This is a genomic window from Micromonospora sp. B11E3, assembly GCF_039871625.1.
Lineage (GTDB): Bacteria > Actinomycetota > Actinomycetes > Mycobacteriales > Micromonosporaceae > Micromonospora.
The window spans coordinates 1-20,981 of record NZ_JBDPMC010000045.1 but is presented as its reverse complement, the minus strand read 5'-3'; the positions used below and the strand labels follow the sequence as shown (position 1 = coordinate 20,981).

General features: G+C 73.1%; 21 protein-coding genes. 6 read left to right on the top strand and 15 right to left on the bottom strand.

Annotated features, from left to right (window positions below; all coding sequences use genetic code 11):
- Positions 1-26: 26 nt before the first annotated feature.
- Both ABGB16_RS21330 and ABGB16_RS21325 read right to left on the bottom strand, forming a co-directional pair.
- A complete protein-coding gene (locus ABGB16_RS21330) occupies positions 27-734 on the bottom strand; it encodes a DUF2786 domain-containing protein (protein ID WP_347669858.1) in 708 nt (235 codons plus the stop codon).
- A gap of 55 nt (positions 735-789) precedes the next feature.
- Entirely contained in the window at positions 790-1,179 is a 390-nt protein-coding gene (locus ABGB16_RS21325) for a hypothetical protein (RefSeq protein WP_347669857.1), read from the bottom strand.
- A gap of 167 nt (positions 1,180-1,346) precedes the next feature.
- On the opposite strand from ABGB16_RS21325, the gene ABGB16_RS21320 reads away from it, so the two are divergent.
- Complete coding sequence (locus ABGB16_RS21320; RefSeq protein WP_347669856.1) at positions 1,347-2,696, top strand: ABC transporter substrate-binding protein; 1,350 nt, start codon at positions 1,347-1,349, stop codon at positions 2,694-2,696.
- Between the two features lie 110 nt (positions 2,697-2,806).
- Here ABGB16_RS21320 and ABGB16_RS21315 read toward each other — a convergent pair whose 3' ends face one another.
- Positions 2,807-3,550 (bottom strand): enoyl-CoA hydratase/isomerase family protein, encoded by a 744-nt coding sequence (locus tag ABGB16_RS21315; protein ID WP_347669855.1) that lies wholly within the window; start codon positions 3,548-3,550, stop codon positions 2,807-2,809.
- On the bottom strand, positions 3,547-4,404 hold the full coding sequence (locus tag ABGB16_RS21310) for a 3-hydroxyacyl-CoA dehydrogenase family protein (RefSeq protein WP_347669854.1): 858 nt from the start codon (positions 4,402-4,404) through the stop codon (positions 3,547-3,549). The genes ABGB16_RS21315 and ABGB16_RS21310 overlap by 4 nt, the downstream gene beginning before the upstream one ends.
- A gap of 161 nt (positions 4,405-4,565) precedes the next feature.
- Between ABGB16_RS21310 and ABGB16_RS21305 the strand changes: the two genes are divergently transcribed.
- Together ABGB16_RS21305 and ABGB16_RS21300 are read left to right on the top strand one after the other, a co-directional pair.
- Entirely contained in the window at positions 4,566-4,853 is a 288-nt protein-coding gene (locus tag ABGB16_RS21305; RefSeq protein WP_347669853.1) for a hypothetical protein, read from the top strand.
- 111 nt (positions 4,854-4,964) lie between these two features.
- The gene (locus ABGB16_RS21300; protein WP_347669852.1) at positions 4,965-5,345 is read left to right on the top strand and encodes a PPOX class F420-dependent oxidoreductase; all 381 of its coding nucleotides are present in this window, start codon (positions 4,965-4,967) and stop codon (positions 5,343-5,345) included.
- Between the two features lie 118 nt (positions 5,346-5,463).
- Here ABGB16_RS21300 and ABGB16_RS21295 read toward each other — a convergent pair whose 3' ends face one another.
- Entirely contained in the window at positions 5,464-5,673 is a 210-nt protein-coding gene (locus tag ABGB16_RS21295; RefSeq protein WP_007073996.1) for a BldC family transcriptional regulator, read from the bottom strand.
- A gap of 285 nt (positions 5,674-5,958) precedes the next feature.
- Entirely contained in the window at positions 5,959-6,798 is an 840-nt protein-coding gene (locus ABGB16_RS21290) for a hypothetical protein (RefSeq protein ID WP_347669850.1), read from the bottom strand.
- Positions 6,799-7,028: 230 nt separating this feature from the next.
- On the opposite strand from ABGB16_RS21290, the gene ABGB16_RS21285 reads away from it, so the two are divergent.
- Together ABGB16_RS21285 and ABGB16_RS21280 are read left to right on the top strand one after the other, a co-directional pair.
- Complete coding sequence (locus ABGB16_RS21285) at positions 7,029-8,111, top strand: Glu/Leu/Phe/Val dehydrogenase dimerization domain-containing protein (protein WP_347669849.1); 1,083 nt, start codon at positions 7,029-7,031, stop codon at positions 8,109-8,111.
- Between the two features lie 315 nt (positions 8,112-8,426).
- Complete coding sequence (locus tag ABGB16_RS21280) at positions 8,427-8,642, top strand: DUF3073 domain-containing protein (protein ID WP_347669848.1); 216 nt, start codon at positions 8,427-8,429, stop codon at positions 8,640-8,642.
- Positions 8,643-8,784: 142 nt separating this feature from the next.
- Here ABGB16_RS21280 and amcA read toward each other — a convergent pair whose 3' ends face one another.
- The 5 genes from amcA to ABGB16_RS21255 all read right to left on the bottom strand — a co-directional run bounded on the left by amcA (position 8,785) and on the right by ABGB16_RS21255 (position 13,506).
- Positions 8,785-9,021 carry a multiple cyclophane-containing RiPP AmcA gene (amcA, locus tag ABGB16_RS21275; RefSeq protein ID WP_347669847.1) on the bottom strand — a complete coding sequence of 79 codons (237 nt, stop codon included), beginning with the start codon at positions 9,019-9,021 and terminating at the stop codon, positions 8,785-8,787.
- Positions 8,990-10,093: a cyclophane-forming radical SAM peptide maturase AmcB gene (gene amcB / locus ABGB16_RS21270; RefSeq protein WP_347669891.1), complete on the bottom strand. Its 1,104-nt coding sequence runs from the start codon at positions 10,091-10,093 to the stop codon at positions 8,990-8,992. Before amcB ends, amcA begins: the two co-directional genes overlap by 32 nt.
- A 128-nt stretch (positions 10,094-10,221) precedes the next feature.
- Positions 10,222-11,376, bottom strand: coding sequence for a phosphoribosylformylglycinamidine cyclo-ligase (gene purM, locus ABGB16_RS21265; protein WP_347669846.1), 1,155 nt, complete (start codon positions 11,374-11,376; stop codon positions 10,222-10,224).
- A gap of 64 nt (positions 11,377-11,440) precedes the next feature.
- Positions 11,441-12,982: an amidophosphoribosyltransferase gene (gene purF / locus ABGB16_RS21260; protein WP_347669845.1), complete on the bottom strand. Its 1,542-nt coding sequence runs from the start codon at positions 12,980-12,982 to the stop codon at positions 11,441-11,443.
- A gap of 158 nt (positions 12,983-13,140) precedes the next feature.
- Positions 13,141-13,506, bottom strand: coding sequence for a sterol carrier family protein (locus ABGB16_RS21255; protein ID WP_347669844.1), 366 nt, complete (start codon positions 13,504-13,506; stop codon positions 13,141-13,143).
- A gap of 158 nt (positions 13,507-13,664) precedes the next feature.
- Here ABGB16_RS21255 and ABGB16_RS21250 point away from each other — a divergent pair, with 158 nt between their 5' ends.
- Positions 13,665-15,851, top strand: coding sequence for a carboxypeptidase regulatory-like domain-containing protein (locus ABGB16_RS21250; protein WP_347669843.1), 2,187 nt, complete (start codon positions 13,665-13,667; stop codon positions 15,849-15,851).
- 156 nt (positions 15,852-16,007) lie between these two features.
- On the opposite strand, the gene ABGB16_RS21245 is transcribed toward ABGB16_RS21250, so the two are convergent.
- From ABGB16_RS21245 to purS, 4 genes are all read right to left on the bottom strand, one after another.
- Positions 16,008-16,763: a 2-phosphosulfolactate phosphatase gene (locus ABGB16_RS21245; protein ID WP_347669842.1), complete on the bottom strand. Its 756-nt coding sequence runs from the start codon at positions 16,761-16,763 to the stop codon at positions 16,008-16,010.
- Between the two features lie 4 nt (positions 16,764-16,767).
- Positions 16,768-19,668 (bottom strand): phosphoribosylformylglycinamidine synthase subunit PurL, encoded by a 2,901-nt coding sequence (gene purL / locus ABGB16_RS21240; RefSeq protein ID WP_347669841.1) that lies wholly within the window; start codon positions 19,666-19,668, stop codon positions 16,768-16,770.
- Positions 19,669-19,732: 64 nt separating this feature from the next.
- Positions 19,733-20,416, bottom strand: coding sequence for a phosphoribosylformylglycinamidine synthase subunit PurQ (gene purQ / locus ABGB16_RS21235; protein WP_347669840.1), 684 nt, complete (start codon positions 20,414-20,416; stop codon positions 19,733-19,735).
- The gene (gene purS, locus ABGB16_RS21230) at positions 20,413-20,676 is read right to left on the bottom strand and encodes a phosphoribosylformylglycinamidine synthase subunit PurS (protein WP_347669839.1); all 264 of its coding nucleotides are present in this window, start codon (positions 20,674-20,676) and stop codon (positions 20,413-20,415) included. Before purS ends, purQ begins: the two co-directional genes overlap by 4 nt.
- Positions 20,677-20,981: the final 305 nt, after the last annotated feature.

Here is a 20,981-nt window from a genome sequence, read left to right as displayed (position 1 = left end):
CGGCGGCGGCGGTCCGGGGCGCGGGCTCAGCGGCCGATCCCCCGGCCCGGCCGGATGTCGCCGACGGCTCCCCGCCCGCCCAGCTCCGCCCTGCGCCCGGCGGCGGCGCCGGAGCCGTACCCGGTGCCGGCGAGCCGGCGCGCCGCAGCGGTGCGCAGCCGTGGGTAGACCTCGGCGACCCGGCGCTGGACCCGGTCCGACCGGTCGGCCAGCACCAGCGCGACCGAGGGGGCTCCGGCTTCCGTGACCGCGCCGGCCTCGGCGTCGCGCAGCCGCACCCCGACCGCCTGGGCGAAACCGGCGAGCCAGGACCGTCGGAACGCGGCCGGGTGCTCGCCCGCCGGAACGGCCGTCGCGGCCAGCCCGTGCGCGGCCTGTACCAGCAGCGAGGTGAAGAGCACGTCGACGCGCTCCAGGTCGCTGGCGAAGCCGAACAGGTGCATCGCGAAGCCGCCGCCGTGGTGCCGGCGCACGCAGCGGCAGCGAAGCGGGTCGGCGACGGCCGCGAGCAGCCCGGCCTTGTCGCGGGCGTACGGGGCGACGACCTCGATCACCCGGTCGCCGACCGGGTCGGTGGCCGGGTCACGGGCCGCCAGCAGCGCCCGGTCCACGCCGTAGCGGGCGATCAGCTCCGTGGCCTTGGCCGTGAAGGCGGCGGACTCCTGCGGCGTGCAGGCCGGGTCCTCGGCCTTCGCCAGCAGCTTGCGCACCTTGGCGAGCATGGCCTCCGACATGCCACCACAGCTATCACACGGGGCGGAAGGGGCGGCGCCGGCCCGACGTCGGGCGTCAGCCGGCCCGGCTGCGCAGGGTGGCCACCGTCGAACCGGCGAGCGTGAGCAGGCAGTCGGGCAGCAGCCCGTCGGCGACCGCCGCCCCGAACAGGGCCTCCCCGGTGTCGGCGTCGGCGTTCGCGTACGCGCTGACGAACCGGGCCACCCAGCGGGTGTCGTACCCGGCCTCGTCGATGCCCGGGAAGTCCAGCGCGGCGCCACCCGGTCGGGGGACGTTCCCGACCATCGTGGCCGCCAGGCACCAGGCCACCCCGTACGCCCCGGCGAGGCCGGACCGGTCGACGACCGCGTCGAAGGTGCCCACCACCGCCTCGCCGTCCCCGGACAGTGCCGAGTGGAGCACGGCGGCCGCGTCGTCCAGCGTCTGCTGCGGTACGTCCGTCACCTGGCGAAGAGTACGACGAGTGGTCAAGTGGTGACCAGCCGACAGTTTCCTCGTGGCCGCCGCGATCGACACGGGCCGAGCAGGCGATTCACCCGGCCTCCACGACCCCACCGGCGGGTCCGGCACGCTAATGTGCGCAGCGGACCTTCGCCCGAGGAAGGACGACCATGCTCGTATCACCCGGTCCACGCGCCGCCGCCGCGCTGGTGGCGTGCGGGGCGTTGCTCCTGGCCGGTGCCGGCTGCGGCACCGGCAAGCCGGAGGAGGGGGCCACCACGACACAGGTCCGCCTCTACGGCACCGACGGCAACATGCAGAACTCGTACGCCGAAGGGATGAAGGAGCGCGCCGACCTGATCGACGGCATGAAGGGCACCACTCCGCTCACGCCGTTGCCGGACGCCTTCAAGAACCGGCTGCGGGCCGTCGACCCGAAGCTGAACGACTTCGTCTACGCGGCGGAGTCGTACGATGCGGTGCTGATCAGCGCGTTGGCCGCGCAGCTGGCGGGCACCACCGAGCCGACCGCGATCGCCAAGCAGATCGTCGGGGTGACCAACGGTGGCCAGCGCTGCGAGGAGGTGGCGGCCTGCCTGAAGCTCGCCCGCGACGGCCAGGACATCGAGTACCGGGGCATGTCGCTCAACCGGGCCGGGTTCACCGACGCCGGCGAGCCGGCCACGGCCAGCTACGCCACGCTGACCTTCGGGTTCCAGAAGCTCGACGAGGGCAAGACCGAGTTCGTCGGCGCCGGCGACGAGTCCGCCGCGAGCACGAAGAAGCCGCCCCGGGCGCACCGGCAGCGCGGCGACAGCAAGGCCCCCGACGCGCCGCTGGTCCTTGGTGGCCTGCTGCCGCGCAGCGGTGACCTGGCCCTGGCGTACCCGCCGCTGGCGGCCGGGGCCGCCCTGGCGGTCAAGGAGATCAACGCCGTCGGGGGTGTGCTCGGCGACTCGGTGGTCTGGAAGGACGGCGACGACGGCACCAACCCGGACGTCGCGAAGGCCACGGTGGCCTCGCACATCAAGGAGGGCGTGCACGTCATCATCGGCGCCGGTGCCTCGGGCATCTCCCGGGCGGTGCTGCCGGACGTGGTGGCCGCCGGCCGGGTGCTGTTCTCACCCTCCAACACCGACGCCGGGCTGACCTCGATCGACGACAAGGGCCTCTACTTCCGTACCACGCCGCCGGACAGCCTGCAGGGCCGGGCGCTGGCGGACGTGATCCTGCGCGACGGGCCGCACAAGATCGTGCTCGTGGCCCGGAAGGACTCCTACGGCGAGGGCCTCCAGGAAACCGTCCGCGCCGAGCTGGAGCGGGCCGGCATGGGCGCCGACCGGGTGAAGCTGCTGACGTACGAGCCGCCGGCCGACGCGAAGGCCCCGCCGCTGGACTTCTCCGCCGGCGCGCGCGAGATCAAGGCGTACGGCGCGGACGCGGTGCTGGTCATCGGCTTCGGCGAGTCCGCGCAGGTGATCCGGGCGCTCGCCGACTCGGGCGTGCAGTTCCGGCACTGACGATCTCCGGCACGACGACTTCCGGCACCGACGACTTCCGGCACCGACGACGAACGGCCGCCCCCGAGCATCCAGGGCGGCCGTCGCGCGTCTACGGCCCGGCGCCGCTGTCAGCGGGGGCGGCGGCGCTCCAGGAACTCCGTCATCCGCCGCCGCTTCTCCTCGTCCTCGAACAGCACCGCCTGGCTGACGAGGTCGAGCTGCGGATGCGCGGCCGGCGGCGCGTCCACGGCCAGCTTGGTGAGCCGCAGTGCGAGGGCGGACGCCTTCGCCATCTCGTCCAGCAGCCCGTGCGCCGCGGGCAGCAGCTCTGCGGGCTCGGCGACCACCCGGTTGACCAGCCCGATCCGCAGCGCCTCCTCGGCGTCCACCCGGCGGCCCGTGAACAGCAGCTCCTTGGCGCGGGCCTCGCCGATCAGCGCCGGCAGCCGGTGGGTCGCCCCCGCCCCGGCCAGGATGCCCAGCCGCACCTCGGGCTGACCGAAGGCCGCGCGGGCCGTGCACACCCGCAGGTCGCACGCGTACGCCAGCTCGGCGCCCCCGCCCAGCGCAGGCCCGTCCACGGCCGCGACGGTCGGCATCGGCAGCGCCCGGATGCGGGCGAACGCGGCGGAGTTGATCGCGGCGAGGGCGTCCAGCCGGCCCCGCTCGCGGAGCTGCCCGATGTCCGCCCCGCCTGCGAAGATGCCCTCCGCGCCCCCGGTGAGCAGCAGCAGCCGGGGCCGGGCCTCCAGCTCGGCGCAGACCGCGTGCAGCTCGCCGATGAGGTCGGCGTCGATCGCGTTGCGCTTCTCCGGCCGGTCCAGCGTCACCACCAGCCGGTCCGGGTGCTCCTCCACCCGCAGGCCGCTCACTGCCGGACACCGCCTTCCCAGCGGTAGAAGCCCTGCCCGGACTTCTTGCCCAGCTTCCCCGCCGCGACCATCTCCGCCAGCAGCGGCGGCGGCGCGAACCGGTCCCCGTACGCGGCCTGGAGCGTGCGGGCGATGTCGAGCCGGACGTCCAGGCCGACCAGGTCGGTCAGCTCCAGCGGGCCTACCGGGTGCCGGTAGCCCAGCACCATCGCCTTGTCGATGTCGGCCGGGCTGGCCACCCCGTCGGCGACCATCCGGATCGCCTCCAGGCCGAGGGTGACCCCGAGCCGGGAGGTGGCGAAGCCGGGCATGTCGCGTACGACGACGGGGTCCTTGCCGAGCCGGCCGGCCAGCGCGACGGCCGCCGCGGTGGTCTCCTGGGTGGTGGCCGGGCCGACCACGACCTCCAGCAGCGCCATGGCCCAGACGGGGTTGAAGAAGTGCAGCCCGAGGAATCGCTCCGGCCGGTCCAGTCCCGCGGCCAGCTCCGTGATCGGAATGCTGGAGGTGTTGCTGCCCAGCAATGCGGGGCGCAGGGCGGCGGCGTCGCGCAGCACGGCGCGCTTGAGGTCCAGTCGCTCGGGGACGGCCTCCACGACCACCTCCGGCTCCGGCGCGACCTCGGCGAGGGCGGCCCGCAGCGTCAGTCGGTCCTGGTTCGCCGCCGCCTCGCCGGCGGTGAGCTTCCCCCGCTGCACCGCCCGCTGCCACAGCTCGCCGAGGCGTTCGGCGGCGGCGGTGGCCCGGCCGGGGTCCACCTCGACCAGTTCGACGCGGTACCCCGCGCCGGCAGCCACGTAGGCGATGCCGAGACCCATCGTGCCGGCCCCGACGACGACAAAACGACCGCTCATGACGTCCCCTCGCTGCGTACGGCGTGCGGGGTCTCCGCCGCGCCGGGCCGCCCACTCCGCTGGCTCATGGGTGCGACCCTATGCAGCACGGCCGGCGGCGGCATGCGTGGGGGCACGCCGAGGCGGGTAGGACGGCCGACAACCGAGGGAAGGACCGAGAGATGAGCCAGGCACCGCGGAACGTGGACAACGCGGAGACCGTGGAGACCCGCGGCGACGAGCGGATCGACCTGCTCCGCGCGGACACCAACAACGACGGCCGGACCGACGTCTGGGTGGTCGACACGGACGGCGACGGCAGGGCCGACCTGTTCCAGTTCGACACCGACCACGACGGCAAGGTGGACGTCACCATGGTCGACCTCGACGAGGACGGCACCCCCGACGAGGTGGTCGACGGCGATGGCGGCCTCCCGCCGGAGCAGCTCCCCCCGACCGTCCAGGTCTGAGTTGGAAGGGGCCCTTCTCAACGCTTCTCGTGTATGGCAGGGGCCCCTGTCAACACCCGGGACGCCGGCCGACACGCGGACCCGCCGGCCGCTCGGCCGTATCCTGGCCGAATGAGCACGTTGGACCGCCTGGCCGCCGAGAAGTACCTGCTGCTCACCACCTACCGTCGCGACGGGCGCGCCGTGCCGACGCCGGTCTGGGCGGTCCGGGACGGCGACGCGCTGGCCGTCTGGACGGCCGCGGACTCGGGCAAGGTCAAGCGGATCCGGCGCAGCGGCAAGGTGACGGTGGCCCCGTGCGACGTCCGGGGCCGGCCGCACGGCGAGGAGGTGGCCGGGCACGCGACGATCTGCGACGTGGCCGGCACCCGGCGGGTGCGGGAGCTGATGAAGCAGAAGTACCGGATGCTCGGCCGGCTCAGCCTGCTGGCGAGCCGGCTGCGGCGGGGCGAGCGCGGCACCGTGGGGCTCCGGGTCACCCTCGCCGAGTGAGCCGCGGGGCCGTCCGGGCGGCCCGCCGGCGCAGACGCGTCAGGGGCGGCGGAGCGATCGCTTCCGCGATCCGCTCTGCCGCCCCTGACCTGGTACGTTTCGGAGCTTCCCTCGTCGGTCAGTCTCCCTGGCGCTGCTGCGGGATCTGCCCCTGCAGCAGCGCCCGAACCTCCGACTCACGGTAACGACGGTGGCCCCCCAGCGTACGGATGGCGCTGAGCTTGCCGGCCTTGGCCCACCGGGTCACCGTCTTCGGGTCGACACGGAACATCGACGCCACCTCGGCCGGTGTGAGCAGCGGCTCTGGTTCGTGCGTTCGCGATGCCATATCGGTCACTCCTCCACAGGTATAGACATCGGCCGGGGTCCCGCCGGCCGACGCGTCTCCCATGGTCCGGCTAGTCCCCGATGTCCGACATGGGCCGAACGGCCGAAGGTCCCTAGACGGACGGATGAACCATGCCCGATTTATACGACTAATACACGCCAGACCGTATCTTATTCGGACTCATGATCACGGTTCGTGATGCGTAAACTACGAGCACTTCTCGGTTTGGGAGCCTTCCCATGGGTGGTTTGGGGCCCATTGAGAACTCCTCTACCCAGCTCAGGGCTAGTTGCAACGCTCCAACAGCTGGACCGCCCGCCAGCGCGCCACGAGCTTGTCGTACGCCGCCGAGGCCGCCTCGGCCTCGCCGTTGGAGAGGCCGGCCAGGCCCCGCGCCACGAGCGCCGGCGAGTCGTCCGCCTCCAGCGTCTCGTCCGAGAGCAACTGGACCAGGCCGCCGTAGTCCAGCTCCACCACCGAGCGCGGGTGGAACTCCTCCAGCCATCGGGCGGCCTCCTCGACCGCCTCGGTGATCGGCGCCTCACCGACGGTCTTGCGCAGCACCGACAGCGCCCGCGAGGACCGGCGACGGGCCCGGGAGATCTCCGTCCGATAGGACAGCGCCCGCCGGCCCGGGTCGGTGACGAAGTGCCGCTCGGCCGGCTCGAACAACACGAACCAGCGCAACGGCACGCCCCAGGTGGCGATCTGCTCGTGCACCCGGGGGACGCCGTGCTCCAGCACCCGGGCCCCGCTGCGCCAGTCCTCCACGACCGCCTTGGCCTGCCCGGCCAGGATCGGGGGCACGAACGCGTCCGCCAGCACCGACGGCACCCCGTCCCGGGCGCTCAGCGCCGCCTCGGCCACCCGGACCCGCAGGTTCCACGGACAGATCAGTAGGGTGTCGTCGGTCTCCAGGACGTACGCCTCGTCCGGCAGGTCGGGCAGCCGGGTCCAGCCCGCGCCGAGCGCCTCGATGACGGCTGTACGCTGCCGTACCGGCCCATCCGACGGGGTGACGGCACGGCCCTCCTGGGCGTAGCGCCGCCAGAACGCCTGGCGGTCCCGGTCGAAGGCGGTCAGCGGCTCGTACACGCGAAGGTACGAAGCGAAGAGCGACGGCACGCCGCGATCCTCCCACGAGACAGAACCCGAACGCCCACAGCGTCCGGGGAACAGGCATGTGGCGACCCTGCTCAGGCACTCCGGATAGCCCTTGCGCTCAGGCCGGCCGGCGACAGTACGGTATCGGCCGATACTAGGCTCGGCAGCACCGGCAGCACCGGCAACATCCCCGTCCGGTGCGCCACCAGGTCCGCGTCCCACAAGGACGGACACCGACACAGGAGTCAGCCATGGGTGTGTTCGCCAGTACCGACGACCCTTCGTCCACCGGCCACGAGCAGGTCGTGTTCTGCCAGGACAAGCAGACCGGCCTCAAGGCGATCATCGGGATCTACTCCACCGCGCTGGGCCCCGCCCTCGGGGGGACCCGCTTCTACCCGTACGCCAGCGAGGAGGCGGCGCTGGCCGACGTCCTCGACCTGTCCCGCGGTATGGCGTACAAGAACGCCCTGGCCGGGCTCGACCACGGCGGCGGCAAGGCGGTCATCTGGGGCGACCCGGAGCAGATCAAGAGCGAGCCCCTGCTGCGCGCGTACGGCCGCTTCGTCGAGTCGCTGAACGGTCGCTACTACACCGCCTGTGACGTCGGGACGTACGTCGCGGACATGGACGTGGTCGCCCGGGAGAGCCGGTTCGTCACCGGCCGCAGCGTGGAGCACGGTGGCGCGGGCGACTCCTCGGTCCTCACCGCCTGGGGCGTCTTCCAGGGCATGCGGGCCGCCGCCGAGCAGGTGTGGGGCACGCCGACCCTGAAGGGCCGCCGCGTCGGCATCGCCGGCCTGGGCAAGGTCGGCAAGCACCTCACCGGTCACCTCATCGAGGACGGGGCCGAGGTGGTGGCCACCGACGTCAGCGCGAAGGCCCTGGCCTGGACGCGCGCCACCTACCCGCAGGTCGAGCTCGTCGACGACACCGCCGCCCTGGTCGCCTCCGACATCGACGTGTACTCCCCGTGCGCGCTGGGCGGCGCCCTCGACGACGACACCGTGCCGGTGCTGCGCGCGAAGGTGATCGCCGGGGCGGCCAACAACCAGCTCGCCCACCCGGGCATCGAGAAGGTCCTCGCCGACCGGGGCATCCTCTACGCCCCCGACTACGTGGTGAACGCCGGCGGTGTGATCCAGGTCGCCGACGAGGTCCAGGGCTTCAACTTCGAGCGGGCGAAGCTGCGCGCCACGAAGATCTACGACACCACCCGGGAGATCCTGCGGCTCGCCGACCAGGAGGGTGTGCCGCCGGCGGCGGCGGCGGACCGGCTCGCCGAGCGCCGGATGGCCGAGGTCGGCCGGCTGCGCACGATCCACCTGCGGTGAACGTCACGTTCGGGGGCGGGAGCGTTCCCGCCCCCGAACCGGCGAGCCGGTGAAACCGGACGGCCGCGCCGGCGTTAAGCTGGAAATTGGGGAGATTCCGGCCGATTCGCACGATGTCACGAGCGAGTCGGCGTACGCCCCTTACCCCGGTACACTTGGTGACGGCCGGATCACCGCGACGCGCGGTGCCGGCTGACGGTAACCCGAGGTGCCGAACGGTGGCATCCCCATGTACCGTAAGAGCCACGAGAGATGCCTGACGTCATCGGGGCCCGCCTTCGGGCTGCCCCGCATTCTGTGCGAGGGGGTCGAGCCATGGGGCGCGGCCGTGCTAAGGCCAAGCAGACAAAGGTGGCCCGGGAGTTGAAGTACCACTCCCCGAACACCGACCTCGCCGCCTTGCAGCGAGAACTCGGCGGCAGCCGCAAGTCGGACCACGACTTCGACGACGACTACAAAGAGTATGTCGACGACGATGACGAGGACCACGCGGACGAGGACCCGGATCCCTGGGTCCGCCCGACCCGCTGACCCCCGGTCACATCTGAGCACGCGGTGAGCCCCGCGTGCTCACGCATGTGCCCATCGTGAGGCGGCGTTCACCGACGATCAGGGGCCTGCCGTGCCGGAGCATCCGGAAACACCGGCAGGTCCTTGATCGCGGGCAGTCGTCTCAGCGGGGCCGGTTGTTCCAGTTGTAGAACGTCGGGATGTTCTCGAAGTGGTTCCAGGCGCAGACCGCGCCGGAACCCTCGCCTCCCGCCACCTCCGACCGCAGCCGGCGCGCGTCCTCCGCGTCGCGGAGCAGCGCGGTGATCCCTGGGGCGGCCTCCCGCACCCGCTGGGCAACCGGGTCGACGACAGCGGCCCCGGCGCGCTCAGACAGCCGGTGTCCGGTGGTCTCGGGCATGGTCCAACACTCCCTCCAGTAGGCGGATCTTGCTGTTGCGGCAGTGGTCGGTCTCCGTACCGTCGAAACGCCCCAGCTCGAAGTAACGGTTGGCGGCGTGGCCGCCGCCGCAGAAGCCGAAGTACGGGCAGGACCCCCGGCACGCCTCCACGCCGGCCAGGAACTCGCCGACCCAGGGCGTCCCCGCCGCGCCGGCCAGGATCTCGGCCAGCGGCGTGGTCAGGACGTTACCGCTGCTGAAGTCGCCGTACCGGGGGTCGGTGAAGCCGGCCAGCTCCGGCGAGAGCACGGTCACCGACCCGTCGTGGCCGACCGTGGGGATCGGGTCGAGCCGGCGGGGCAACAGATCGTCCGTCGTGCCGGCGAGGACCGCCCCGACGTACCGCAGCGACCATTCCACCTCGCGCAGGTGGATGCGGGGCGCCCGCCGCCAGGCGGCCACCAGCTCGGCCCAGAACGCCCGCACCGCCACCGCCTCGTGGGCGTTGCCGCGGGTGTTGACGCCCTCGGTCTCCTCGATGTTGACGCCCAACACGTCGCAGCCGAGGCCGAGAAAGTAGTCGTACAGCTCGGTGGCGCGCCCCGGCGTCGGGTCGCTGACCACGGCCAGCGCCGAGAACGGCAGCCCGTGCCGGCGCAGCGCGGCCACCCCGCGCACGATCCGGTCGTACGCGGGCAGGCCGGCCCGGGTGACCCGGTCGCCGTTACGCCCGCGCGGGCCGTCCACGCTGACACTGACCCGCATCCGGTGCGCCGCGAAGAACTCGCACCAGGCGTCGTCGACCAGGGTGGCGTTGGTCTGCACGTGGTGCTCCACCGCGGGGTCGAACGGGGCGAGCAGGGCCGCCAGGTGCTCCCGGCCGGCCGCGAGGGGCTCACCGCCGTGCCAGACCACCGAGAAGCGCCCGGCCGCCGCCCACGGGTTCACCGAGGCGGCCACCGCCTCGGCCACCTCGACGGACATCCGCCGGTCGACGGCCCGCAACGGCAGGTAGCAGTACGCGCAGTCCAGGTTGCAGAGCGTGGTGGGCTGCATCACGACGTACGACGGGACCGCAGCGATGCCGCGCATTCCGCCGATCGGCCGTACCCGAGCAGCCATCACCCTCCTTCCTGGCCCGAAGGCGCCCTTCAGGCTAGGCGGCGATGGCCACTCGGGTGAACCCCCGATCAGGTGCCCGGATGATCAACGCAGTGTGATCACCCGCGGGTGTGCTGCCCCACCATCTGCACCTTGCCGGTGCCCTCGATGATCTCGCCGGCCTGCCACGCGTCGACGCCCCGCCCGGTCAGCGTGGCCAGGGCCCGGTCGGCGTCCTCGGCCGAGACGACCGCGAACATGCCGACGCCCATGTTGAACGTGGCCTCCATCTCCGCGTCCTCGATCCGGCCCTTGGACTGGATCAGGTCGAAGACCGGCTGGGGCTTCCAGGTGGAGCGGTTGACCACGGCGTCGACGTGCTCGGGCAGAACCCGGACGAGGTTGCCGGGGATGCCGCCGCCGGTGACGTGGGCGATCGCCCGCACCTCCGCCTCGGCGATCAGCTTGAGGCAGTCCTTCGCGTAGATCTTGGTCGGGGTCAGCAGCTCCTCACCGAGGGTGCGCTGCCGGCCGAAGTCCTCGATCACCACGTCCAGCCGCATCCGACCCGCGCCCAGCAGCACGTGCCGGACCAGGGAGTAGCCGTTGGAGTGCAGGCCCGACGAGCGCATGGCGATCACCACGTCGCCGACCTCGACCCGCTCCGGGCCCAGGATCTCGCTCTCCTCCACCACGCCGACGCCCGTGGCCGAGACGTCGTACTCGTCCGGGCGCAGCACGCCGGGGTGCTCGGCCGTCTCGCCGCCGAGCAGCGCGCAGCCGGCGTACCGGCAGCCGTCGGCGATGCCGGCGCCGATCTCGGCGACCTTGTCCGGAACCACCTCGCCGCAGGCGATGTAGTCGAGCAGGAACAGCGGCTCGGCGCCGCAGGCGACCAGGTCGTCCACGACCATGGCGACCAGGTCGATGCCGATCGTGTCGTGGATGTCGAGCTGCTGGGCGATCACCAGCTTGGTGCCGACCCCGTCCGTGGACGACGCCAGGATCGGGTTGCGGTATTTCGTGGTGTCGAGCCGGAACAGGCCCGCGAAACCGCCGAGGTCACCCAGGACCTCGGGCCGGCGGGTCTGGCGCACCTTGGACTTCAGCAGCTCGACCGCGCGGTCACCCGCCTCGATCGAGACGCCGGCCTCGGCGTACGAAACCGAGCGTTTGCGCGCGGCGCGGCCGGCCCCGGCCGTCCAGGGCTGACGGTCGGCGCCGGTTCCGGTCGGGCTGCTTTCGGTGCCGCTGCGCTCGGACACGTGCGTCACGGTTCTCCCCTTTGTGGTTCTCGCGGGCGCCGGCAGTGGCCGGTCCAGACCGCGTCGGGCGGTGCTATGGGCGGTGTGCGGTCGCGCCGCCCGGAGTGGCGACGAGTGGTGGGACGGTGCGGTCGGGATCCTCCGGTGCCGTGCTGGCGACGCGGCGTCCCACTCCTTCGAGCACGTGCTTGCCGATCAGGTTCCCGGCCGGCAGCGGAATCGGGTATTCCCCATCGAAGCACGCCCGGCAGAGCCGGGTCTTCGGCTGCTCGGTCGCGGCGATCAGGCCGGACAGCGATACGTAACCCAGGGTGTCGGCCCCGATCGACCGCCGGATGCCCTCGTTGTCGAGCCCGTTGGCGAGCAGCTCGGCGCGGGTGGCGAAGTCGATGCCGTAGAAGCACGGCCAGCTGACCGGCGGCGAGGAGATCCGGACGTGCACCTCCAGCGCGCCCGCCTCGCGCAGCATCCGCACGATGGCCCGCTGGGTGTTGCCGCGCACGATCGAGTCGTCGACCACGACCAGCCGCTTGCCGCGGACGTTCTCCCGCAGCGGATTGAGCTTGAGCCGGATGCCGAGCTGGCGCAGGGTCTGCGACGGCTGGATGAACGTCCGCCCGACGTACGGGTTCTTCATCAGGCCGGCGCCGTAGGTGATGCCGGACTCCTCGGCGTACCCGATCGCGGCCGGCGTGCCCGACTCCGGCACCGGGATGACCAGGTCGGCCTCCACCGGGTGCTCCTTGGCGAGCTGGCGGCCGATCTGCACCCGCGCCGCGTGCACGTTCCGGCCGGCGATGGTGGCGTCCGGGCGGGCGATGTAGACGTACTCGAAGAGGCAGCCCTTCGGCTCGGGCGCGGCGAACCGGGCGGAGCGCAGGCCGTTCTCGTCGATGGCGATCAGCTCGCCCGGCTCGATCTCGCGGACCACACTCGCGCCGACGATGTCCAGCGCGGCCGTCTCGCTGGCCACCACCCAGCCGCGCTCCAGGCGGCCGAGCACCAGCGGGCGTACGCCGTGCGGGTCGCGGGCCGCGTAGAGGGTCGACTCGTCCATGAAGACGAAGCTGAACGCGCCGCGCAGCCGGGGCAGAACCTCCAGCGCGGCGGCCTCGACCGAGAGATCCGGCCGGCTGGCCAGCAGCATGGTGACCAGGGAGGTGTCGTTGGTCGAGCCGTCGGTGGCCAGCCCACGCTCGCTGACCTCGCGCTGGAGCTCGGCGGTGTTGACCAGGTTGCCGTTGTGGGCCAGGGCGATCGTGGTGCCGGCGCTGGTGGACCGGATCGTCGGCTGGGCGTTCTCCCAGGTCGAGGCGCCGGTGGTCGAGTAGCGGGCGTGCCCGATCGCGACGTGCCCGCGCAGGCTGGCCAGGGTGGGCTCGTCGAAGACCTGGGCGACCAGGCCGAGATCCTTGTAGACCACCACGCCGGAGCCGTCGCTGACGGCGATCCCGGCGGCCTCCTGGCCACGGTGCTGGAGGGCGTAGAGCCCGAAGTAGGTCAGGTTGGCGACCTCCTCCCCCGGCGCCCAGACGCCGAAGACGCCGCACGCGTCCTGGGGGCCGGGTCGTTGGGGGTCAAGGTCGTGGCTCAGCCGGCCGTCGCCTCGGGGCACCTGCCGCTCCCTCATGCTGGTCGGGACTGGCCGGGCGAAGTCACGGGGCTGAATCCGCGCTGCTCGGCCGGGCCATGTCGTCGCCTGACAGTGTACGCGAACCAGGATCGATACAGAAAGTCACGATTCGGCAGCTCTGTGTTACCCATCTCGCAGAGTTATTCGCCCAGGTCGAGCGGAAGGTGGACAGAAAGGTCGGCACGGACACCACTGACCCGTACGCGCCCCTGGGCGACCGCCTCCGCCCACCCTCGGCGACCCGTCGCGACCTCCAGCCAGGTGACCGGATCCATCTCCACGACATTCGGCGGCGTGCCCCTGGTGTGTCGGGGCCCGGGTACGCACTGCACCGCGCCGTATGGTGGAACACGCACCTCGACCGATCGGCCGGGGACACGCTCCGCGAGGGCCGCCAACAGGGCACGGACCGCCTCCCGGAACACCGCCCGTTCGGGGGTACGACCCTCGTCGAGGGCGGCGAACGTCGCGGCAACCGCCGCGGACTTTGGGTGCGGAGAGGACACGACGGGACAATACGACCCGGGTCCGACGCTTTCGACGCTGGCCCTGGGTCGCGCTGACGGAGTCGGACAAGGCATAGTTGCCGACGGCGTATTTCGTACCGTGATGATCCCCGGCCCGGCGACCGGCCCGGGGGAGGTCAGACCGGAAGGCGGTGGACGTGTCAACACACCGACGTGCCTGGAAGCAGCGGGCCGGTGTGGTCGTAGCGCTGGTAGCCGGCGCGCTGCTCGCCGTCCCCGCAACACCTGCACTAGCCGTCGCAGATGTCAAGGTGTCGCCCAAGTCCACCTCGGTGCAGGCGGGCAACGAGACCTCCGTGAGCGTCACCATCACCCCCGACGGCCCGGTGGAGAGCGCCAACATCAGCCTGGCTGGGCTGCCCCAGGGCGTCAGTTGCGTCGGGGGCTGCGGCAGGGTCGTCGTGAACGACCCTCAGGGTGAGACGCAGGAGATCCGGCTGCGGGCCGCCGACAACGCCCCCGGCGTCGACGGGCAACAGGTAACCGTCACCGTCTCCGGCAAGAGCGACAGTTTCTCGTTGACGGTGAAGGCTCAGGCGGCTCCGAGCCCGACGCAGGCGCAGACCGTCAAGTCGGTCTCCGGCAAGGTGGTGGTCGCCGCGAACAGCGACCCCGTGCCGAACGCGACCGTCATGCTCCAGGACAGCACCGGCAAGGTCCTCAACACCACCAGCGACGGCAGCGGCAACTTCCGGTTCTCCGGCAGCAGCAGCAACCCGATCGCCCCGGGCCGGCTCACTCTCGGCGCCGTCAAGGGCGAGGTCCGCGCCACCAAGAGCTTCAACGCCAGCGGCGGGCAGACCGTGACCGGTCAGCGGATCAGCCTCGCGATCCCGGTCCAGGTGACGCCGAGCGCCACCCCCGAGGCCACGGAGGAGGCGCTGCCGACCGACGAGCCCACCGAGGAGGTCACCGACCCGTCGGCCGAGGCCAGCGCGGGGGCCCAGCAGAACGCCGCGGCCGAGGAGGACTCCGGCTTCGGCAACTGGCTGCTGATCCTGCTCGGCGGCCTCTTCGTGGCGGTCGGCGTCGGCACGATGGTGCTGCTCTGGATGAAGCGCCGGGAGAACGGCGACGACGACACCGACGCCGCGCCGGCGGGAGCCGCCGCGGCGGGCGGCGTGCCTGCCGCCCGGGGGGCGTACCACGGAGCGGACGACCAGACCAGGGTGGTCAACCGGGCCGGCATGGGCTCGGACCGGACGATGGTCGCCGGTGCCTCGCTCAGCGACGCGCCGACGATGCTGCACCAGCCTGTCGTCGACGACGTACCGCCGGACCCGTACGGCGCACCGCCGCCCTCGTACGGCCCCGGCGGCCAGCAGGGCTGGGCTGGCGGCGGCTACGGCGACGAGCCGCAGGGCCCGGGCGGCTACGGCTCGGCGGGCACCTACGGCAACTCGCCCTCCTCGGGCGGTGCCTACGGCAACGCCCCGGCCTCCGGCGGCGGGTACGGCAGCGGCTCCGCCTCCGGCGGCTACGGCGGCAACGCCCCAGCCTCCGACGGTGGCTACGGCAACGCTCCGGCGTCCGGCGGCGGCTACGGCAACGCACCCGCCTCGGGCGGCGCCTACGGCAACGCCCCGGCGTCCGGCGGCGCCTACGGCGGCTCCCCGAGCAGCGGGGGCTACGGCGACGCACCAGCCTCCGGCGGTGGTTACGGCGGCTACGGCGACGACGCCCCGGCGTCCAGCGGCGGCTACGGCAGCCGCGACTACGGCACGCCCGCGGGCGGCTACGGCGGCCAGGGCGGCGGCTACGGCGAGCGCTACGACGAGCCGACCGGCCGCTACACCGGCGAGTCGACCGGCTCGTACACCCCGCCGGCGGCCGACCCGTACCCGACGACCACCTATCAGCCGGAGCAGGAGCCCGGGTACGGCGAGACCCAGCAGTACGGCCGGGGCGGCGACAGCAGCGGTGGCTACGGCGGCGGGTACGGCCGGCAGGGCGGCGGATACGACGGCGACACCGGCGGCGGATACGACTCCGGCCGGCAGGGCTACGACCGCGGCTACGACCAGCAGGGCGGCTACGACCAGCAGGGCGGCTACGACCAGCAGGGCAGCTACGACCAGCAGGGCAGCTACGGCCAACAGGGCAGCTACGGCCAGCAGAGCGGCTACGGTCAGCAGAGCGGCTACGGCCAGGAGCCGCCGCGGCAGCGCGGCAGCTACGACGACCGCGGCTACGGCCAGCAGGACGGGTACGACCAGCAGGCCGGCGGCTACTACGGGGACTCGCCCCAGGGCAACCGGGGCCGGTCGGACGGCGCGCCGCAGCAGGACCGGGGCGGTCGCCGGCTGGACTGGCTGGACGACTGACGCCCGGCCCGCTCCACCCACCCACCGAACGCGTAGAGGTGGCTGCCCGACTGATCGGGCAGCCACCTCTTTCGTTCCCGACGCGGCCGGGCGGCTCTGGAAAAGGGGGGTGTTTGTTGCACGCGACCTGACGCGGGTGTGTGCAACCCCAGGCCGTCAGGCGGCGGAGAAGACGCCCTGCCGTAGCAGCGGGACCACCTCGGAGACGCCGACCTGGACCGCGACCTCCACGTCGGCCGGGAAGCCGCCCTCGACGAGTTCCCGGCCGGAGACGCATCCCCGCACAGCCGCCGGCACGTCCGGCGTGCTGGTCAGGACGGCCAGTGCCATCGCCGCCTCGACCGACAGCCCACCCGGCGCGCCGGACAGTGCGTCGAGCACGCACGCCGCCCCGAGTTGGTCCTCGACGGAGGGGCGCAACGAGCCGTCCGGCCAGCGTTCGCCGGCCGCGACGACCCCGATCGGCGCGGCCGTCGAGCCGTACCCCTGCTCGCGCAGCCAGCGCCCGACGGCCCGGGCGTTGCGCAGGCAGGCGGCGACCACCGGCAGCCCGGTGGCGCTCGCCGCGGCGCTGATGGCCGAGCCGTTGGGCGACGGCAGCACGAGGTCCGCGACGACGGGCGCGGTGCGCAGCGCTGCCGGGGACAGCGACCACGGATGCTCCGGGGTCGTCTGCCGGCGGCCGACGGCGGAGACCGCGCCGACGCGGCGGGCGTACTCAGCCGCCTGCTCGCCCCACGGGAAGGGGTGGACGCGAATCCCCCGGGCGACGGCGACCTCGACGGCGGTGGTGAACGAGAGCACGTCCACCACCACCAGGACGGCGCAGACGCGGCCGAGCTCCGCCGCCCCGGTCAGCCCCCAGTCGAAGCGGGCGCCGGAGCCGGGTTGGGCGAAGACGGCCGCGGCCATCGCCTCAGCGCTCGTCGGTCGTCGCCCGCTGTTCCGGGTCACCGGAGTCCGGGGCGCTCGGCCCGGGGCCGGCGTCGGCCCGGGCCGCCTCGTCGCCGTGCCCGGTCACGGCCCCGTCCGGCTCGGCGTCGCCCGCCGACTCGGCGGAAAGTGCCGGCCCCGCGGCCGTCTCCGGCCCGGCGGGAACGGACGCCTCCGGTCCGGCGGGAGCCAACGCCTCCGGCGCGCCGGGAACGGGCGCCCCCGGCCCGGCGGGAGCCGACGGCTCCGGCTCCGCGTGGACGGCCGGCCCCGAATCGGCCCCGGCCTCCGTCTCGCCGGCCACCGGAGCGGCCGTCGTGGCCTGGGTGGCCGTCGTGGCCTGGCCGGCCGTCGTGGCCTGGGCGGCGGAACGCGCGGGCGGGGCGGCCTGGATGGGCTGGCCCACCCCGGCCGGCTCCGACCCGCCGAAGAGCCGGGGCAGCGTGGCGGTGTGCGCGGCGCACAGCTCGTCCAGGCCGATCCGGAACTGGCCGACCAGCTCCAGGGCGCCGCCGGCCGGGTCGGTCACGCCGATCGGCTCCCACGGCACGCCGCGCTCGGCGCAGAGGTCGGCGAACGCCTTCTCGTGGCCGCGCGGCACCGAGACCAGGGCCCGCCCGGCGGACTCGCTGAACAGGAACACGAACGGCAGCGAGCCGGTGGCGAACTGCTCCGGCAGCGCGATCTTCGCGCCGACGCCGCGCCGCAGGCAGGACTCGACCAGGCTCTGCGCGAGACCGCCGTCGGAGAGGTCGTGCGCCGAGCTGAGGTGGCCGACCCGGGCCGCCTCAGCCAGCAGGTCGGCGAGCTGGCGCTCCCGGGCGAGGTCGACCTGCGGCGGGATGCCGCCGAGGTGCTCGTGGGTCACCCAGGCCCACTCCGAGCCGGAGAGCTCCACGTGCGTCTCGCCGAGCAGGAAGAGCTGGTCGTGGTCGCCCGCGGCGCGCGGGACGAAGCCCATCGGCACCCGGTCGGCGACGTTGTCCAGCACGCCGAGCACGCCGACCACCGGGGTGGGGTGGATCGCCGCCGGGCCGGTCTGGTTGTAGAAGCTGACGTTGCCACCGGTCACCGGGATGCCCAGCTCCAGGCAGCCGTCCGCCAGGCCGCGCACGGCCTCGGCGAACTGCCACATCACGCCAGGGTCCTCCGGCGAGCCGAAGTTGAGGCAGTTGGTGACGGCGATCGGTGTCGCGCCGGTCACCGCCACGTTCCGGTACGCCTCGGCCAGCGCCAGCTTCGTCCCGTGGTACGGGTCGAGGCGGGCGTACCGGCCGTTGCCGTCGACCGACAGGGCGACGCCGAGGCCGGTGCGCTCGTCGATCCGGATCACGCCGGAGTCCTCCGGCTGGGCGAGCACGGTGTTGCCCAGCACGTACCGGTCGTACTGCTCGGTGACCCAGGTCTTGTCCGCCAGGTTCGGCGACGCGATCATGCGCAGCACGGTCTCGCGCAGCGCCTCCGGGGTGGTCGGGCGGGGCAGCGTCTCCGCCCGGTCGGCCTGGAGCAGGATCAGGTCGGCCGGCTCACGCATCGGCCGGGCGTAGACCGGGCCGTCGTCGACCAGCGAGCCCGGCGGGACGTCCACCACGGGCTGGTCGCGCCAGGTGACCAGCAGCCGGCCCGGCTGGCCGTCCGGAGACGGCGCGGTGACCTCGCCGATGGCGGTGGCGAGCACGCCCCACTTCTCAGCGGTCTTGAGCACCGCCTCCAGCTTGTCCGGGGCGACGACCAGCAGCATCCGCTCCTGGGACTCGCTGGCCAGGATCTCGTGCGGCTCCATCGAGGGCTCGCGCAGCGGGACGCGCTCCAGCCAGACCCGCATGCCGGTGCCGGCGGCGGCGGCCGTCTCGGTGAGCGCGCAGGTCAGCCCGGCGCCGCCGAGGTCCTGGATGCCGACGACCAGCTCGGCGTCGTACAGCTCCAGGCACGCCTCGATCAGCAGCTTCTCGGTGAACGGGTCGCCCACCTGCACGGACGGGCGACGCTGCTCGCTGCCCTCGTCGAAGGTGGCGCTGGCCAGCACGGACACGCCGCCGATGCCGTCCCGGCCGGTCTTGGCACCCATCAGCACCACGACGTTGCCGGGGCCGGCGGCCTCCTTCTTCTGGAGTCGGTCGACCGGCAGCACGCCGAGGCAGAGGGCGTTGACCAGGGGGTTGCCCTGGTAGCAGGGGTCGAAGACGACCTCGCCGCCGATGTTGGGCAGGCCGAGGCAGTTGCCGTAGCCGCCGACGCCGGCCACCACGCCGGGCAGCACCCGGGCGGTGTCGGGGTGGTCGGCGGCACCGAAGCGCAGCGGGTCCATCACCGCGACCGGGCGGGCGCCCATGGCGAGGATGTCCCGGACGATGCCTCCGACGCCGGTTGCCGCGCCCTGGTACGGCTCGACGAAGCTCGGGTGGTTGTGCGACTCGACCTTGAAGGTCACCGCCAGCTCGTCGGAGACCTGGACCACGCCGGCGTTCTCCCCGATGCCGGCGAGCAGCCGGTCGCTCGGCGGGGCCTTCTCGCCGAACTGGCGCAGGTGCACCTTGCTCGACTTGTAGGAGCAGTGCTCGCTCCACATGATCGAGTACATGGCCAGCTCGGCCTGGGTGGGACGGCGACCGAGGATGTGCCGGATGCGGTCGTACTCGTCGTCGCGCAGGCCCAGCTCGGCGTACGGCTGGAGCTCGCCGGGGGTGGCCGCGGCGTGCGGCACGGTGTCCAGGGACTGCGCCCAGTCGCCGGCCGGGGCCGGCTGGGCGTACGGGGCCGGGTGCGCGACGGGGTCGACGGGCCGGGCCGGGTCGACCGGGCCGGTCTGCGGCGCCACGGTGGCCGCGACGGGCTCCGCCGCGCCGGGGATCTCCCGTACCGCCGGATCCGGATGGGTGGTCATGACCTCTCCTCGCTGCGCTCGCCGCCGTCGGGGCGGTGGAGCCGACCGATGGTGCCGCGCACTGTCACGCCGGGGCCCCCACCAGGTGCTTGAGCACCGAGGTGAAGAAGCCGAGGCCGTCCAGGGAGGGGCCGGTGAGCGCCTCCACGGCGTGCTCGGGGTGCGGCATGATGCCGACCACATTGCCGGCGGAGTTCGTGATCGCGGCGATGTCGCGCTGCGACCCGTTGGGGTTGCCGCCGAGGTAGCGGGCGACGACCCGGCCCTCGGCCTCGAGCTGGTCGAGCGTCGCGGCGTCGGCGACGTAGCAGCCCTCGCCGTTCTTGACCGGGATCAGCACCTCCTGGCCGGGCTGGAAGGCGTTCGTCCACGCCGTGCCGACGGACTCGATCCGCAGGACCTGGTCGCGGTTGCGGAAGTGCAGGTGCTGGTTGCGGGTGAGCGCGCCCGGCAGCAGGTGGGCCTCGCAGAGGATCTGGAAGCCGTTGCAGATGCCGAGCACGGGCAGGCCGCCCCGGGCGGCGTCCACCACGGTGTCCATGACCGGGGCGAACCGGGCGATGGCGCCGCAGCGCAGGTAGTCGCCGTACGAGAACCCGCCGGGCAGGACGACGGCGTCCACCCCGTGCAGGTGCGGGTCACCGTGCCAGAGCCGGACCGGCTCGGCGCCGGCGATCCGGACGGCCCGGGCGGCGTCCCCGTCGTCCAGTGAGCCGGGGAACGTCACCACACCGACCCGGGCGGTCACGGCTGGGCGCCCGCGGTCTCGTCGGCCTCGACCACGCGGACGGTGAAGTCCTCGATGACCGGGTTGGCCAGCAGTTTGTCGGCGATCTCCCGGGCCCGGTCCAGGTCCGGTTCGCCGGTGAAATCGATCTCGATCCGCCTGCCGATCCGGACGGAGGCGACGTCGCTGACGCCGAGCCGGGGCAGCGCGTTTGCGACGGCCTGGCCCTGCGGATCGAGAATCTCGGGCTTGAGCATGACGTCGACGACGACGCGAGGCAAGGGGCACTCCTGACTGTGTACGCAGTTGGGTGCCGACCCACAACGGGCGAGCGCAGCCAGCGTACCTGGCAGATACCGCCTCAGCCGAACCGGCCGGGGGCAGGTCAGCCAATGATCCACATCGTCGGCGGAATGGCGGACCGCACCGCGGCCGAAAGTGTGCGGAATGCGCTCGGAGCAGGGCGTTCGTCACAGCCGGGGACGCCAAATCGTTACATTGCCCAGCTTCTATCACGTTCTTGTCACCGGGATCACCGACACCTAGTCTCATCGATATCACTCAATGCACGACCCGTTGGGTGATC

Coding starts and splice junctions, on each gene's coding strand:
- ABGB16_RS21330 (WP_347669858.1), bottom strand. CDS start 734: ATGTCGGAGGCCATGCTCGCCAAGGTGCGCAAGCTGCTGGCGAAGGCC.
- ABGB16_RS21320 (WP_347669856.1), top strand. CDS start 1,347: ATGCTCGTATCACCCGGTCCACGCGCCGCCGCCGCGCTGGTGGCGTGC.
- ABGB16_RS21310 (WP_347669854.1), bottom strand. CDS start 4,404: ATGAGCGGTCGTTTTGTCGTCGTCGGGGCCGGCACGATGGGTCTCGGC.
- ABGB16_RS21305 (WP_347669853.1), top strand. CDS start 4,566: ATGAGCCAGGCACCGCGGAACGTGGACAACGCGGAGACCGTGGAGACC.
- ABGB16_RS21300 (WP_347669852.1), top strand. CDS start 4,965: ATGAGCACGTTGGACCGCCTGGCCGCCGAGAAGTACCTGCTGCTCACC.
- ABGB16_RS21295 (WP_007073996.1), bottom strand. CDS start 5,673: ATGGCATCGCGAACGCACGAACCAGAGCCGCTGCTCACACCGGCCGAG.
- ABGB16_RS21285 (WP_347669849.1), top strand. CDS start 7,029: ATGGGTGTGTTCGCCAGTACCGACGACCCTTCGTCCACCGGCCACGAG.
- ABGB16_RS21280 (WP_347669848.1), top strand. CDS start 8,427: ATGGGGCGCGGCCGTGCTAAGGCCAAGCAGACAAAGGTGGCCCGGGAG.
- amcA (WP_347669847.1), bottom strand. CDS start 9,021: ATGCCCGAGACCACCGGACACCGGCTGTCTGAGCGCGCCGGGGCCGCT.
- amcB (WP_347669891.1), bottom strand. CDS start 10,093: ATGCGCGGCATCGCTGCGGTCCCGTCGTACGTCGTGATGCAGCCCACC.
- ABGB16_RS21245 (WP_347669842.1), bottom strand. CDS start 16,763: ATGGCCGCGGCCGTCTTCGCCCAACCCGGCTCCGGCGCCCGCTTCGAC.
- purL (WP_347669841.1), bottom strand. CDS start 19,668: ATGACCACCCATCCGGATCCGGCGGTACGGGAGATCCCCGGCGCGGCG.